Below are 15756 nucleotides of genomic sequence, written 5' to 3' on the forward strand. Positions count from 1 at the left end.
CGGTTTCTTTTTGCCGCTCCTCCCCCCGCCTGGCATCGCACTTTCCTTGGCGCGCACCGTCTTAGCCACAATACCGAAACGTAACGGTGCACGGGCAATGCAGTGTGCTTGAATCTGGTGCAGGGTCGGACCTCTGGGCTGGCAAAGGCCAGGGTTTGACACCTTGCGCTCTGGCACGCGGCTTGCGACGCTCGCCAGGCGAGTGATAAGGAGATCGGCATGAGCCGCCCACTGTATAACGAGATGTATGACGTCCAGGCGCAGTGTCGGCCGCATTATGGTCGCTATGCCAAATGGCTGAGTGAAACCCCCCCTGAACTCCTGGCCCAGCGGCGCCGTGAAGCCGACCTGCTGTTCCACCGTGCCGGCATCACCTTCACCCTCTACGGGGACGAGCAGGGCACGGAGCGCCTGATTCCCTTCGACGCCCTGCCGCGGGCGATTCCCGCCAGCGAATGGCAGGTTATCGAGCGTGGCTGCGTCCAGCGCGTCCAGGCGCTGAACCTGTTCCTCCACGACCTCTATCACGAACAGCGCATCATCAAGGCCGGGGTCATTCCGGCCGAACAGGTGCTGGCCAACGATCAGTACCAGCTGGCGATGCAGGGGCTGGACCTGCCTAACGGCATCTATGCCCACATCGCCGGGGTCGATCTGGTCCGCGATGGCGATGGCGCCTACTACGTGCTCGAAGACAACCTGCGCACCCCGAGCGGGGTGTCCTACATGCTCGAGAACCGCAAGATGATGATGCGGTTGTTCCCCGAGCTGTTCACCCTCGAGCGCATCGCCCCCATCGATCACTATCCCAACCTGTTGCTGGATACCCTGCGCAGCTCGACGCCGGTCAACAATCCCACCGTGGCGGTATTGACCCCCGGTCGCTTCAACAGCGCCTACTTCGAACATGCCTTCCTCGCCCGCGAGATGGGTGTGGAGCTGGTGGAAGGTGCCGACCTGCTGGTGCGTGACGAGCAGGTGTTCATGCGTACCACCTCGGGCTTCCAGAAGGTCGACGTCATCTATCGCCGCCTGGACGACGCCTTCCTCGATCCGTTGGCCTTCAACCCGGACTCCATGCTCGGCGTCCCCGGACTGCTGGCCGCCTACCGGGCAGGCAACGTCATCCTGGCCAATGCCATCGGCACCGGCGTGGCCGACGACAAGTCGATCTATCCCTATGTGCCGGAGATGATCCGCTTCTACCTGAGCGAAGAGCCCATCCTCTACAACGTGCCCACCTGGCAGTGCCGCAAGCCGGAGGAGCTGTCCCACGTGCTGGCCAACCTGCCCGAGCTGGTGGTCAAGGAAGTCCATGGCTCCGGCGGCTACGGCATGCTGGTCGGTCCCGCGGCCACCGCCGCCGAGATCGAGCTCTTCCGCGGCCGGCTCAAGGCCAACCCCAGCGCCTATATCGCCCAGCCGACGCTGTCGCTGTCCACCTGTCCGACCTTCGTCGAGAACGGCATTGCCCCGCGGCATATCGATCTGCGCCCCTTCGTGCTCTCTGGCCGCAAGACGCGGCTGGTCCCAGGCGGCCTGACCCGGGTCGCGCTGCGCGAAGGCTCCCTGGTGGTGAATTCGTCCCAAGGCGGCGGCACCAAGGACACCTGGGTGGTCCAGGACTAGACCGCCATGAATCAGTGGCCGCGCAGGCGGCCTCGTAAGGACTTTCGAAAGGCGACCCCACCATGTTGAGTCGTACCGCTGCCGATCTGTACTGGATGTCCCGCAACCTGGAGCGCGCCGAGAACCTCGCGCGGATGCTGGACGTCAGCTATTCACTGTCGATGATGCCGCAGAGCGGGCAGGGGGGAGGGCTGGACGAACTGGCCATGCCCCTGCTCATCACCGGTACCCTGGACGACTACCGGGAAAAACACGGTGCCCTGCATCCCGAGCAATTGCTGCATTTCTTCGCCCTCGACGAACGCAATCCCGGCAGCATCTATTGCTGCCTGCAGGCCGCTCGCGCCAATGCCCACGCCGTGCGCGGTCGCATCACCGCCGACATGTGGGAGAACGTCAATGCCACCTGGCTGGAGATGCGCGAGATCGCCGTCACCGGGCTGATCCGCTTCGGTATCAGCCGCTTCTGTGAATGGGTCAAGGAAAGATCCCACCTGTTCCGCGGTGCCACCGTCGGCACCATCATGAGAAACGATGCCTATCGCTTCATTCGCCTGGGTACCTTCGTCGAGCGCGCCGACAACACCCTGCGCATGCTCGACGCCCGCTACCAGGTGCTGGGCGAAGAGGAGGCCGAAGCCATCAGTGACTCCTCGGCGCGCGGCTTCTATCAGTGGAGTGCCTTGTTGCGCGCCCTGAGTGCCTTCGAGGCCTATACCGAGCTATATCGCCATTCGCTCAACGTGCGCAACGGCGCCGAGCTGCTGCTCCTGCAGGAAGACCTGCCGCGCTCGCTGCTGGCCTGTGTGATCGAACTGCACCGCGTCCTGGCCAGTCTGCCGGGCGACAACGGTCGTGAGGCCAAGCGCCTGGCCGCCGGTCTCGAAGCGCGGCTACGCTACACCAGCATCGACGAAGTTCTGGAAGAAGGGCTACACGCCTGGATCGGCGATTTCATCGTCCATATCCGCCTGCTCGGTAGCACCATCAACACCGCCTACCTGGAGGCTGTATGAGACTCGCGATCCATCATGAAACGCTGTATCGCTACGCCGACCAGGTCCGCGCCAGCATCCAGTACCTGCGCCTCACGCCCCAGTGCGATGCGCGCCAGACGATCCTCGACTGGGAGTTGTCGCTGCCGCGTCCGGCCCGGGCCCAGCGCGATCCCTTCGGCAATATCCTGCATGTGCTGACCCTGGACACCCCGCATGACGCCATCACCATCACCGCCAGCGGCCAGGTGGAAATCGACGAAGACTTCGAGTCCGAGCCCTGCCAGGCCTCGCCCTTTCCCTTCCTGCGCCAGACCCGGCTGACCGAGGCTGACGAGGCGCTGGCGGACTTCGCTCGGGAGGTCTGTGATGCCAAGCGGGATCGGGCGACGCTGATCCAGCTCATGGAGCGCCTGCACGAGCGGATGGTCTACATCCCCGGCTCCACCGAGGTGGATGGCAACGCCGCCCAGGCCTTCGCCAAGGGCGCCGGGGTCTGCCAGGACCACGCCCATGCCTTCCTCGCCTGCGCGCGCAGCCTGGGTATTCCGGCGCGCTACGTGTCGGGCTACCTGTGCACCGATGATAGCGAGCACCTGTCCAGCCATGCCTGGGCCGAGGCCTGGCACGATGGCGCCTGGTACAGCTACGACGTCACCAACCGCCTGGCTCGTCCGGAGCGGCATTTGCGGCTGGCCATCGGCCTGGACTACCTAGACGCCTGCCCGGTGCGTGGCATGCGTCGCGGCGGTGGAGTGGAGCAGATGGAAGCCAAGGTGCTGGTCGAGCCCCTGCAGCAGGTTCAGCAACAGCAACAATAATCTGCGACAGTCACCCGAGGAGACGAGGCCGCCACCGTGCGGCCTCGTCGTCTGGTGGTGCGGCTCGCCGCCGTCAGTGCTACGGCAATCCGTCCTTTCTGCCCGAGGTTCGCATGACTTATTGCGTCGCCATGAAGCTGCACGACGGCCTGGTGTTCGTCGCCGACTCCCGAACCAATGCCGGCGTCGACAACATCGCCACCTTTCGCAAGCTGCATCTGTTCAACGTGCCCGGCGAACGCCTGGTCGCCATCCAGTCGGCGGGCAACCTGGCCACCTCCCAGGCGGTGATCAGTCTGTTACGGCAGCGGCTGGACGGCGCGCACGCCAACCTGCACGACGTGCCCACCCTGAACCACGCGGCCGTGTTGCTCGGGCAGACCCTGAGAGAGGTGTTGCAGCGGGAAGCCCAGGACGCGCCCAGTGGCCATGGCCTCGACCTGAGCTGCTCGTTCCTGCTGGGTGGTCAGATCGAGGGGGCGGAGCCGGAGCTGTTCAACATCTATCCCCACGGTAACTTCATCAGCGCCACCGAGGACACTCCCTTTTTCCAGATCGGTGAGAGCAAGTACGGCAAACCCATCCTGGATCGCGCCCTGACCTTCGATACGCCACTCGAAGAGGCACTGCGCTGCGCGCTGCTGTCCTTCGACGCGACGATCCGCAGCAATCTCTCCGTTGGTCTGCCGCTGGACCTGGTGGTCCTGCCGCGGGATCGACTCGAGCGGGTGAACAGCCACCGCATCGACGAGCAGGATGACTATTTTCTGGAGCTGCGCCGGGGCTGGGGCGAGGGACTGCGCGACCTGCTCGCGGCCCTGCCGGCCCCGCCTGGCGATTACTGGCGCTGAAGGATCAGCCGAAGAACCGCGACAGGTTGGGGATGACCAGCACCACGGTGGTGACGATGAGTACGAAACTCGCCTGGCGCCACTTGGGAATGGGATTCTTGAACATGACTTGGGGGCCTTTATTGTTAGCTGTTTGCAGCCTTCACGTCTTCCGGGTAGAGCGCTTGCGCAAGGACGGCATGCAGCTACTGATACCCGCAGGCTTGAGCACTATCCAGTAGCTATAGAACATAAATTTCAGTTTTGTGGCGGTTCCCGACCGGTCGGTTATCAAAAATGTCGCTCCGCCTGATTTCTTCCATGATTTCAGGCGATTACAGATTCGCGAGCGACACTACCGTTGGTCGGGGCTTTAACGGCCATTGCCAAAGGCGATAGCGACCAACCGGTCATCCCGTGAACGGCCCCAGCTGGACCTCTCTCCAGTTTCTTCGTGCAAATGTATGAATCGATTGAAGAAAAAGCTTGCCATCGAAAACACCTTTGCCTATAGTTGCGCGCCTCGGTGATGCAGATGCAGCCGCCGAGCAAATCTGGTGAGGTGTCCGAGCGGTTGAAGGAGCACGCCTGGAAAGTGTGTATAGGAGAAATCTTATCGAGGGTTCGAATCCCTCCCTCACCGCCAGATCTGAGAGAACCCCTGAGAGCCCAGCTCCAGGGGTTTTTTCTTGCCCGGCGTTTGCCGGCCCCACCGGCTCAGGCGGCTTGGCAGAAGGTCGCCGCGGTATCCCGGGCGCTGGGCAGCGTGGAGGCCAGTTGTTCGAGGTCGATGCTGGCGAACAGCGGGCCACTCAGGTCCAGCACCTTGCTGTCACCGGCGCTCTCGTGCAGCACCTCGGCCACGGCGACTGCCTGGGCCACGATCAGCGCATAGCCGTTGCCTTCGGGCGCCTGCAGCGGGCGAGCCTGGAAGGCGATGGCGTCACGCAGGACCTGGGGCAGCTGCCAGCGACGTGCGAGTTCAGCACCCACTTCCGGATAGCCGAAGCCCAGTTGCAGGGTTTCGTCGGCAGCGCGATGGCTGCTGGCGGTGGCAGGGCCGGACAGGCTCGGAGCCAGTTCCGGAGCGCCGCTCTGGATCAGCAGTTCACCGATGTCGTGGAGCATGCCGCAGGTGAAGGCGGTTTCCTGGTCCAGGCCGGCCTGCTTGGCCAGCGGCTTGCACAGGCTGGCCACCAGGAAGCTGTTGTACCAGAAGGCCTGCAGGTCGAAGCCGGGCGCGGCCTTGAAGCCGCCGGTGAAGGCCGAGGCCAGTACCAGGGTGCGCAGGGTATTGAAGCCCAGGCGCATGGCGGCGTCTTCGATGCTGGTGGATTCGCGGGCGCCACGGAAGCGCGCCGAGTTGGCCAGGCGCAGCACCTTGGCGGCGATGACCGGGTCGCGGGCTACCGTGCGCGCGAGTTTTTCGACGCTGGTGTTCGGGTCGTCGAATTGCTTGATGAGGATCTGCGCCACCTCGGGAACATTGGGCAGATTGTGCAGCTGATCGAACAGGGTTTCGAGTTGCATGAACGGTCTCCGAGAGATGGATATATCCCCTTACATCCTCATCATCGGTCGCTCTTGTGGATTTCTGTAATCGCTATGTGACGATCGGTCGCAGGGGGGCTGGAGCCTGGTTTTCAAAGGTCAAAAAAACCTTTTTAAACCAGATGCTTAGCGCGATTCGATGGTGCTCGTCTGGACGTCCGATTACCGTTCGTCGAGTACGAAATTTCTTTGAATCAGGCCTGCGGGAGTGGCTTCCAGCACCCAGCCACGGCTGTCCCAGTCGCCCAGGACGATCCGCTGTGCGGCCTGGCCGTTCACCTGCAGCTCGTGGGTGGCAGGTCTGTGGGTGTGGCCATGGATCAGCGTCGTCACCCGGGCCGCCTGCATTTCTCGCTCGACCTCGGCCTCGGTGACGTCGGTGATGTCCATCGCCTTGGCGCGGGTCTGCTGGCGGCTCTCGCTGCGCAGCTTGCGCGCCAGCTGCTGGCGGCTGGCCAGCGGCAGGTGGCGCAGGACGAAGAGGGTGAGGGGGTTGCGCAGGATGCGGCGCAGCTTCTGATAACCCTCGTCGCGGGTGCAGAGGGTGTCGCCGTGCATCAGCAGCACGCGCCGGCCGTGGAGGTCGGCGATATGGCGATCCGGCAGCAGCGTGCAACCGGCCTGGCGGCAGAAGGCCTTGCCGATGAGAAAGTCGCGATTGCCATGCATCAGGTAGATCGCCGTGCCGCTATCGGCCAACTGGCGCAGGGCGGTGGCGATCTCTTTTTCGAAGGAGCCCATGGCATCGTCGCCGATCCAGGCTTCGAACAGGTCACCGAGGATGTAGAGCGCCTCGGCGCCGCGGGCCTGCGTTTCGAGAAGATGCAAAAACGCCCGGACGATATCCGGGCGTTGCGGTTCGAGATGCAGGTCGGAAACCAGCAGTATCACTCGACGATCTCGGCCTTCTCGATGATGACGTCTTCGCTCGGCACGTCCTGGTGACCGGCTTTGCTGGTGGTGGCGACGCCCTTGATGGCGTTGACCACGTCCATGCCCTCGACGACCTTGCCGAACACCGCATAACCCCAGCCCTGACTGGTAGGAGCGGTGTGGTTGAGGAAGGTGTTGTCGGACACGTTGATGAAGAACTGTGCCGAGGCGGAGTGCGGGTCCATGGTACGGGCCATGGCGACGGTGCCGACCGCGTTGGAAACGCCATTGTTGGCTTCGTTCTTGATCGGGGCGCGGGTCGGCTTCTGCTTCATGCCCGGCTCGAAACCACCGCCCTGGATCATGAAGTTGCCGATCACGCGGTGGAAGATGGTGCCGTCGTAGTGACCGCTCTTGACGTATTCCTTGAAGTTGGCCGCGGTTTCGGGCGCCTTGTCCTCGAACAGTTCCAGGGTGATGACGCCGTGGTTGGTGTGCAGCTTGATCATGGCAGCGAATCCGTAAGCTTAGGGGGGACAGCATCCAGACCCGGCGAGGGCCTCAAGGGTTTCGCCGGGACTTGACGGGTTGGGCTATGATACGGGTTTACCTTTGCCCGGCCTACCCTGGCCGTGCGCCTGCCCAGTTTAAGGATCCCATGAGCAAGCCGACTTCCGACTCGTCCACCGCCGCCAAAGCCGCCCCCGCGCATTTCCTGCGGCAGATCGTCCAGGCCGACCTGGACACCGGCAAGCAGGCCAAGATCGTCACCCGTTTCCCCCCGGAACCCAACGGCTACCTGCACATCGGCCACGCCAAGTCGATCTGCGTGAACTTCGGCCTGGCCAAGGAATTCGGCGGCGACTGCCATCTGCGTTTCGACGACACCAACCCGGCCAAGGAAGACCAGGAATACATCGACGCCATCAAGAGCGATGTGCACTGGCTGGGCTTCGACTGGGCCGGCGAGGTGCGCTATGCCTCCGCCTACTTCGACCAGCTCTATGCCTGGGCGGTGCACCTGGTAGAGCAGGACCTGGCCTATGTCTGCGACCTCACCCCCGAGCAAGCCCGCGAATACCGCGGCAGCCTCACCGAGCCGGGTCGCAACAGCCCCTTCCGCGACCGTTCGGTGGCCGAGAATCTGGACCTGTTCGCCCGCATGAAGGCCGGCGAGTTCAAGGATGGCGAGAAGGTGCTGCGCGCCAAGATCGACATGGCCTCGCCCAACATGAACCTGCGCGATCCCATCCTCTATCGCATCCGCCATGCCCATCACCACCAGACCGGGGATGCCTGGTGCATCTACCCGAGCTATGACTTCACCCATGGCCAGTCCGACGCCCTGGAAGGCGTGACCCACTCCATCTGCACCCTGGAGTTCGAGGACCATCGTCCGCTGTACGAGTGGTTCCTGGCTCATCTGCCGGTGCCGGCCCAGCCGCGCCAGTACGAATTCGCCCGCCTCAACCTGAACTACACCGTCACCAGCAAGCGCAAGCTCAAGCAACTGGTGGACGAAGGCCATGTGCATGGCTGGGACGACCCGCGCATGTCGACCCTGTCGGGCTATCGCCGCCGCGGCTACACCCCTGCGTCCATCCGCAACTTCTGCGAGATGATCGGCGTGACCCGCTCCAACGGCGTGGTCGACGTGGCCATGCTGGAATTCGCCATCCGCGAGGACCTGGACCAGAACGCCCCGCGCGCCATGTGCGTGCTGAGACCCCTAAAGGTAGTGATCACCAACTACCCCGAGGGCCAGGTGGAAAACCTGGAACTGGCGCGGCATCCCAAGCAGGACCTGGGCGTGCGCCAGCTGCCCTTCACCCGCGAGCTGTACATCGACCAGGGTGACTACGAAGAGAATCCGCCCAAGGGCTACAAGCGCCTGGAGCCGGGTGGCGAGGTGCGCCTGCGCGGCAGCTACGTGATCCGCGCCGACGAAGCCATCAAGGATGCCGACGGCAAGGTCGTCGAACTGCGCTGCAGCTACGACCCGGACACCCTGGGCAAGAACCCCGAGGGTCGCAAGGTCAAGGGCGTGATCCACTGGGTGCCGGCCACAGGCAGTGTGGAGTGCGAGGTACGCCTCTACGATCGCCTGTTCCGTTCGCCGCAGCCGGAGAAGAGCGAAGAGGGCGGTAGCTTCCTCGACAACATCAACCCCGATTCCCTGGTGGTGCTCCGGGGCTGCCGCGCCGAGCCGTCGCTGGCCCAGGCGCAGCCGGAAGACCGCTTCCAGTTCGAGCGCGAAGGCTACTTCTGCGTCGATCCCAAGGATTCGGCGCCCGGCAAGCCGGTGTTCAACCGCACCGTGACCCTGCGCGACTCCTGGGGGCAATGATGGCGCTGCACCTCTACAACACCCTGACCAAGACCAAGGAAGCCTTCACGCCGCTGGTGCCGGGGCAGGTGCGGATGTACGTCTGCGGCATGACCGTCTACGACTACTGCCACCTGGGTCATGGTCGCAGCATGGTGGCCTTCGACGTCATCACCCGCTGGTTGCGCCATAGCGGCTACGACCTGACCTACGTGCGCAACATCACCGACATCGACGACAAGATCATCAATCGCGCCAACGCCAACGGTGAGCCCTTCACCGACCTGGTGGCGCGGATGATCGAGGCGATGCACGAGGACGAGGCGCGGCTGAATATCCGCAAGCCCGATCAGGAGCCGCGCGCCACCGATCATATCGACGGCATGCACGCCATGATCCAGACCCTGATCGACAAGGGCTACGCCTATGCCGCGGGCAATGGCGACGTCTACTACCGGGTCAATCGCTTCGCCGGCTACGGCAAGCTGTCGCGGCGCCGTATCGAGGACCTGCGCATCGGCGCCCGCATCGAGCCGGGCGAGGCCAAGGAAGATCCGCTGGACTTCGTGCTGTGGAAGGCCGCCAAGCCGGGCGAGCCGAGCTGGCCGTCGCCCTGGGGCGCCGGGCGGCCGGGCTGGCATATCGAGTGCTCGGTGATGTCCACCTGCTGCCTGGGCGAGACCTTCGACATCCACGGCGGCGGCAACGACCTGGAATTCCCGCACCACGAGAACGAGATCGCCCAGAGCGAGGCGGCCACCGGCAAGACCTACGCCAATGCCTGGCTGCACTGCGGCATGATCACCATCAATGGCGAGAAGATGTCCAAGTCCCTGGGCAACTTCTTCACCCTGCGCGAGGTGCTGGAGAAGTACCACCCCGAGGTGGTGCGCTACCTCTTGATCGCCAGCCACTACCGCAGTCCGATCAACTATTCGGAAGACAACCTGCGCGAAGCCAAGGGTGCCCTGGAGCGCTTCTACCACTCGCTCAAGGGCCTGCCCCAGGCACCGGCGCGATGCGGCGAAAGCTACGCCGAGCGCTTCGCCCAGTGCATGGACGACGACTTCAACACCGCCGGTGCCTGCGGCGTGCTGTTCGAGCTGGCGCGCGAGATCAACCGCCTGCGCGAGAGCGATCCCGCCGCGGCGGCTGGCCTGGCCGGGCGTCTGCGTGAGCTCGGTGATGTACTCGGCGTGCTGCAGTTGGAGCCGGAAGCCTTCCTGCGCGCCGATGCGGCAGGCCGGGTGGATGCGGCCGAGGTCGAGGCGCTGATCCAGGCGCGCCTGAGCGCAAGGGCCGAGAAGAACTGGGCGGAATCCGATCGCATCCGTGACCAGCTCACCGCTCTGGGCGTGGTGCTGGAAGACGGCAAGGGCGGTACTACCTGGCGCCTGGCGGAGTAAGCCTGCAGTTGGGTGGATGACGGCTCTGCGTCAGCCACCCGACTTGCAATGTTTCGCTATGCATTCCCGGAAAACGCTTCGCGGTTTTCCAGGCTACTACGTTGCATCGTAGTGTGGACAACGGCGGAGCCTTGTCCACGCACGCTCATGGCTCCCGGAGCAACTCTTCCCCTGGAAAACGCTTTGCGGTTTTCCAGGCTACGAAGCTCGCTGCCCTTACGGCTTCTTGCGCGGCTTGCCGAATCCGGGCGACTTGCGTACCGACTTGACCTTGGGCTTGCCGTCTTCCACCCAGCGGCCCAGGGGCTTGTCCGATACCGGCGCGCCGACCTTGGGTTTCTTCGGCTTCTTGGGTTTCTTCACCACCAGCCCGTTGGGCCGGGTTTCCGGGACGCGGTGATCGGGAACGAAGTCCGGCTCATCGCGGCGCTGCAGGACCTGGCCGATCAGCGTCTCGATGGCCGCCAGTTGCTCGACTTCATCGGCGCAGACCAGCGACACGGCCTGGCCCTGGTTGCCGGCGCGCCCGGTGCGGCCGATGCGGTGGACGTAATCCTCGGCGACGATGGGCAGGTCCAGGTTGACCACCAGCGGCAGGTCCTGGATGTCCAGGCCGCGGGCGGCCACATCGGTGGCCACCAGGATGTCCGCCTCGCCGGCCTTGAAGCGGGCGAGGGCGCGCAGCCGCGCGGGCTGGGGCTTGTCGCCATGGATGGATTCCGCGGCCAGGCCCTCGGCCTGCAGCGCCTCAACCAGTTGCTCCACGCCCTTGCGCGTCTTGGCGAATACCAGCACCTGCCCGTGGCGACCGGTGCGATAGAGATGCAGGAAGAGCTCGGCCTTGCGCTTCTTGTCGACCGGCACCACCCATTGCTTGACGGTGACGGCGGCGGTGTTGCGCGGGCTCACGTCGATCGTTTGGGGATCGCGCAGCACGGGCGCGGCCAGCTGGCGCACGGCGTCGGAGAAGGTCGCCGAGAACAACAGGGTCTGGCGCTTGCGCGGCAGCATGACGAACAGCTCGCCCAATTGCCGCGAGAAACCCAGGTCGAGCATGCGGTCGGCTTCGTCCAGCACCAGCAACTGCACCTGGTCGAAGCGCACGGCGTTCTGGCTGAACAGGTCGAGCAGCCGGCCTGGCGTCGCCACCAGCACGTCCACACCCTTGCGCAGTTTCATCATCTGCGGATTGATGCTCACCCCGCCGTAGGCCACGGCAGTGCGCAGCGGCAGGTGCTGGGCATAGGCCTGCAGGCTGGCATGGACCTGTTCGGCCAGCTCGCGGGTGGGGGTGAGGATCAGGGCGCGAATGTGGTTGGGCGCCACCGCCGGGCCTTCCTGCACCAGTCGCTGCAGCACCGGCAGGCCGAAGGCGCCGGTCTTGCCGGTACCGGTCTGGGCGGCGGCCAGCAGGTCGCGACCCGCTAGTACCGCCGGGATGGCCTGGCGCTGGATGGGGGTGGGGGAGCTGTGCTCCAGGGCAGCGAGCGCCTGCAGCAGCGGAGCTATGAGGCCGAGGTCGGCGAAGGTCATGACGGGCCCGGATGGCGACGAAAAGGGAGCGAATTCTAGGCCGACTGTGAGGCGCGCTCAAACTTTGTAGCCAAGCGGCGGCTGCACGTGGAATCCCGTCACGGCATAGTGGTCTGTCCTGCATCCCTAGGAGAATCCATGATCGCTACGCCTCCCTTGCCTCCGGTGTTGGCCGGCCCGCTGCTGCGGCGCACGGAAGGCTCCCGGGTACTGCTCTGGCTGGTGACCAGTTCGGCCGAGGCGCCCGTCCCGCGGTTCTGGCAGGGGGAGGCGGAGCTGGCGGTGCAGGGTCAGATCCAATGCCTGCGCCTGGGTGAGCGGGCCTATCTGCAGTTGCTCGAGGTGCGGCCGGTCGCCGAGTTGCCGGTGGATACCTTCATCCACTACGACCTGCAGCTACCCACGGGCGGGGTGCGCGACTGGGCACCGCATCTGCTCGGTGCCGACGGCGACCTGCCACGTTTCGTGCTGCGCGCCCGTTTCGATCATCTGCTCCATGGCTCCTGTCGCAAGCCCCATCACGCCTCGGCCGACGGCCTGGTGACGGTCGATCGCCTGCTGCAGGACTGCACGACGCCGGGGGAGCGGCCGGCAGCCCTGTTGCTCACCGGCGATCAGGTCTACGCCGACGACGTGGCTGGCCCCATGCTGCTGGCCGTGCAGGCACTGATCCGCCGCCTCGGGCTCCATGGCGAGTTTCTCGAAGGCGCGGTGGTGGCAGACAGCGATGCCCTGATGGCCCACGCCGCCAATCTCTATCATCGCGAGGATCTGCTGCCGGCCTTCAAGTCCAACCGGGCGCTGCGGGAGCGATTCTTCGGCGGGGTGGAGAAGCCGATCTTCACCTCCACCAATGCCCACAATCATCTGGTGACCCTGAGCGAGGTGCTGGCGCTCTATCTGCTCTGTTGGTCGCCGACGCCCTGGACACTGATCGAGGTAGAGTCTCCCGCGCTCGACGGCCAGGACCGCGAGCGCTATGCCCAAGAGTCACGCTGCATAGACGCCTTCGCCGCGACCTTGCCCCAGGCGGCGCGGGCGCTGGCCAGCGTGCCGACGCTGATGATCTTCGACGACCATGACGTCACCGATGACTGGAACCTCTCCGCCCGCTGGGAAGAGACCGCCTACGGTCATCCCTTCTCGCGCCGCATCATCGGCAATGCACTGCTGGCCTATCTGCTCTGCCAGGCCTGGGGCAATGCGCCTGAATCGGTGGCCGAGCCGCTGGCGGCTACGGCCCGGCTGCTGGAGACGGCGGGGGACGATGGCAAGCTGGATTGCCCGGTGCAGAACGCCTGTATCGATGAGTTGCTGGGCTTCCAGGGCTGGCACTACGTCCTGCCGACCGAGCCGCCGCTGATCGTGCTGGATACCCGCACCCGACGCTGGCGTAGCGAGCGCCGCTTGGAACACCCCTCGGGTCTGATGGACTGGGAGGCTCTCTGCGAGCTGCAGCAGGATCTGCTGGACCATCCCTCGGCGGTGATCGTCTCGGCCGCGCCCATGTTCGGCGTCAAGCTGATCGAGGCGGTACAGCGGATCTTCACCTGGTTCGGCCAGCCGCTGATGGTGGATGCCGAGAACTGGATGGCTCATCCTGGCGCCGCCAAGACCATGCTCAACATCTTTCGCCACCGCCGCACCCCGGGTAACTACGTGGTGCTCTCCGGTGACGTGCATTACTCCTTCGTCTACGACATCCGCATCCGCGACCGCCGCGGCGAACCGCGGCTCTGGCAGATCACCAGCAGCGGCATCAAGAACGAATTCCCGCCACGCCTGCTGGCGACCCTCGACCGCCTCAACCGCTGGCTCTATGCGCCCTGGTCGCCGCTCAACGGCTTCACCAAGCGCCGTCGCTGGGAGCTGCAGCCGCGCCTGCCGGATCGCCGCGATGCCGGCGAACGACTGTGGAATGGCGCCGGCATCGGCCAGGTGCTGCTGGATGGAGAAGGGCGGCCGGCGGTGATCCGTCAGCACAATGCCGACGGCTCGCCGGCTACCGAGTTCGTCGAGCGCTCGTCCGAGGCCTAGCGGCCGGCCAGCCAGCGCGCCACGCCCTGACCTGCGGCGCGACCGCTGGCGAAGCAGGCCGTGAGCAGATAGCCACCCGTAGGCGCTTCCCAGTCGAGCATCTCGCCGGCGCAGAAGACGCCGGGCAGTTGTTTGAGCATCAGCCCATCGTCCAGTGCCTCCAACGGCACGCCACCGGCGCTGCTGATGGCCTCGGCAAGGGGCCGCGGTCGGACCACGGTCAAAGGCAAGGCCTTGCACGCCTGGGCCAGGCGGGTCATGTCCTGGAAGGCATCAGCCGGTGCCAGTTCGCGTAATAGAGCGGCCTTGGGACCGTCGATCCCGGCCTGGCGCCGCAGATGACTGGCGAGGGACTGACTGCCCCGTGGTTTGGCCAAGGCGCGACCGAGAACGACCAGGTCTCGCTGCGGGGCGAGGTCCAGGGTCAGGGTCGCCTGGCCGTCGCGGGCGATGGCGCCACGGATCTCTGCCGACAGGGCATAGACCAGACTGCCTTCGATCCCCGTTTCGGTCAGCACGAACTCACCCTGGCGCGGCGGCAGTCCAGGCAGGGCGAGCGAAGCGGGCTTGATGGGCGCACCGGCGTGGCGGTCTTTCAGGACGTCGCTCCAGCCAGCGACTTCGAAGCCACAGTTGGCCGGTTCCAACGGGTGCAGTTCGATACCGCACGCGGCCAGCAGGGGCTGCCAGGTACCATCCGAGCCCAGTCGCGGCCAGCTACCACCGCCCAAGGCCAGGACGCAAGCCTTTGGCTGGATGGACCGTTCCCCCTCGGGAGTGGCCAGGCGTAGGCCGCCTTCGGCGTCCCAGCCCAGCCAGCGACTACGGGTATGGATACGCACGCCTCGATCACGCAGCCGGTGCAGCCAGGCGCGCAGTAGCGGGGCGGCTTTCATGTCGGTGGGAAAGACCCGTCCCGAGGTGCCGACGAAAGTCTCGATCCCCAATTCATGGATCCAGGCACGCAGAGCGTCGCTGTCGAAGCCATCGAGCCACCCGCCGACCTCCACCTCACGCTCGCGATAACGCTGGCGAAAAGCGGTCTGGCCCTCGGCGTGGGTGATATTCATGCCCCCTACACCGGCCAGCAAAAACTTGCGGCCGACCGAGGGCATGGCATCGAAGAGCTCGACGGAAAGGCCAGCGACGGCCAAGGTCTCGGCCGCCATCAGACCGGCAGGGCCACCCCCGATGACAGCGACGGTGGAGGGGGCGGAAGAGAGAGGCATGGCGACATCCAGGAGCTACGGAAAGCCGCCATTGTACGCGAGGTGCTCATAACTCATTCCGCGAGTCGTTCCCATTCCAACCCCCATAGTGTCTTGATTTCGTTGAATCATGCGGTGTCTGAAATCTAATAAATTCCTTTGGAGTATTTTTTATGTAGTAAACGGTGTTTTCCCTGAGTGGATACCTATAGAGGCGTGTGAATAGGTCGAACCTGAACGGGACGGATTCGGATAATTCTATAAGAATGGTGTTTACTGGCTTCAGCTCTTCCATCCATTTTTAAATATGCCTTTTCCAGTCGCCGTCTTGGTGGTTGGTCAAGTAATTGTGACTATTTATAATCGATGTATCAGGCGTGCTGATGAGCTTCGTAATGTCTGCTCCGCTCTTGCAGCTAGGGGAGCTAATCTCGGGCGATTTCTTTGTTTGTAGTGTCTATGGCACTCTCGATGCTTTCAAGAATTGTTTTCTGTTGTGTCGCAATATTTGACCATTTTTGTGGTTTTCCCTGTTTTTTATCTTCCA

12 protein-coding genes and 1 tRNA gene are annotated in these 15756 nt (G+C 64.4%); 8 read left to right on the top strand and 5 right to left on the bottom strand.

Annotated elements, in window-relative coordinates:
* Window positions 1-219 precede the first annotated feature (219 nt).
* From AR540_RS07435 to AR540_RS07455, 5 genes are all read left to right on the top strand, one after another.
* Window positions 220-1629, top strand: a complete 1410-nt coding sequence (locus AR540_RS07435; protein ID WP_059227446.1) for a circularly permuted type 2 ATP-grasp protein — start codon at window positions 220-222, stop codon at window positions 1627-1629.
* A 62-nt stretch (window positions 1630-1691) separates the two neighbouring features.
* Window positions 1692-2645: an alpha-E domain-containing protein gene (locus AR540_RS07440; RefSeq protein ID WP_059227448.1), complete on the top strand. Its 954-nt coding sequence runs from the start codon at window positions 1692-1694 to the stop codon at window positions 2643-2645.
* Entirely contained in the window at window positions 2642-3445 is an 804-nt protein-coding gene (locus AR540_RS07445; protein WP_059227450.1) for a transglutaminase family protein, read from the top strand. The genes AR540_RS07440 and AR540_RS07445 overlap by 4 nt, the downstream gene beginning before the upstream one ends.
* 113 nt (window positions 3446-3558) lie before the next feature.
* Entirely contained in the window at window positions 3559-4296 is a 738-nt protein-coding gene (locus AR540_RS07450; protein WP_059227453.1) for a proteasome-type protease, read from the top strand.
* Between the two features lie 535 nt (window positions 4297-4831).
* Window positions 4832-4921 (top strand) — tRNA-Ser (locus tag AR540_RS07455).
* Window positions 4922-4992: 71 nt separating this feature from the next.
* On the opposite strand, the gene AR540_RS07460 is transcribed toward AR540_RS07455, so the two are convergent.
* From AR540_RS07460 to AR540_RS07470, 3 genes are all read right to left on the bottom strand, one after another.
* On the bottom strand, window positions 4993-5805 hold the full coding sequence (locus tag AR540_RS07460; protein ID WP_059227456.1) for an HDOD domain-containing protein: 813 nt from the start codon (window positions 5803-5805) through the stop codon (window positions 4993-4995).
* 183 nt (window positions 5806-5988) lie between these two features.
* Window positions 5989-6717 (bottom strand): UDP-2,3-diacylglucosamine diphosphatase, encoded by a 729-nt coding sequence (gene lpxH, locus AR540_RS07465; protein WP_059227458.1) that lies wholly within the window; start codon window positions 6715-6717, stop codon window positions 5989-5991.
* Window positions 6714-7208 (bottom strand): peptidylprolyl isomerase, encoded by a 495-nt coding sequence (locus AR540_RS07470; protein ID WP_058794534.1) that lies wholly within the window; start codon window positions 7206-7208, stop codon window positions 6714-6716. Before AR540_RS07470 ends, lpxH begins: the two co-directional genes overlap by 4 nt.
* Window positions 7209-7357: 149 nt before the next feature.
* Here AR540_RS07470 and AR540_RS07475 point away from each other — a divergent pair, with 149 nt between their 5' ends.
* Window positions 7358-9046 (top strand): glutamine--tRNA ligase/YqeY domain fusion protein, encoded by a 1689-nt coding sequence (locus AR540_RS07475; protein WP_059227460.1) that lies wholly within the window; start codon window positions 7358-7360, stop codon window positions 9044-9046.
* On the top strand, window positions 9046-10431 hold the full coding sequence (gene cysS / locus AR540_RS07480) for a cysteine--tRNA ligase (RefSeq protein WP_059227462.1): 1386 nt from the start codon (window positions 9046-9048) through the stop codon (window positions 10429-10431). Before AR540_RS07475 ends, cysS begins: the two co-directional genes overlap by 1 nt.
* Before the next feature lie 216 nt (window positions 10432-10647).
* Here cysS and AR540_RS07485 read toward each other — a convergent pair whose 3' ends face one another.
* Entirely contained in the window at window positions 10648-11964 is a 1317-nt protein-coding gene (locus AR540_RS07485) for a DEAD/DEAH box helicase (protein WP_059227464.1), read from the bottom strand.
* A 138-nt stretch (window positions 11965-12102) separates the two neighbouring features.
* On the opposite strand from AR540_RS07485, the gene AR540_RS07490 reads away from it, so the two are divergent.
* On the top strand, window positions 12103-14001 hold the full coding sequence (locus AR540_RS07490) for a hypothetical protein (protein ID WP_059227466.1): 1899 nt from the start codon (window positions 12103-12105) through the stop codon (window positions 13999-14001).
* On the opposite strand, the gene AR540_RS07495 is transcribed toward AR540_RS07490, so the two are convergent.
* The gene (locus AR540_RS07495; protein WP_059227469.1) at window positions 13998-15230 is read right to left on the bottom strand and encodes a TIGR03862 family flavoprotein; all 1233 of its coding nucleotides are present in this window, start codon (window positions 15228-15230) and stop codon (window positions 13998-14000) included. The two genes, AR540_RS07490 and AR540_RS07495, sit on opposite strands and share 4 nt — an antisense overlap.
* Window positions 15231-15756: the final 526 nt, after the last annotated feature.

Source organism: Pseudomonas sp. EpS/L25, from assembly GCF_001512295.1.
Classification (GTDB): domain Bacteria; phylum Pseudomonadota; class Gammaproteobacteria; order Pseudomonadales; family Pseudomonadaceae; genus Chryseomonas.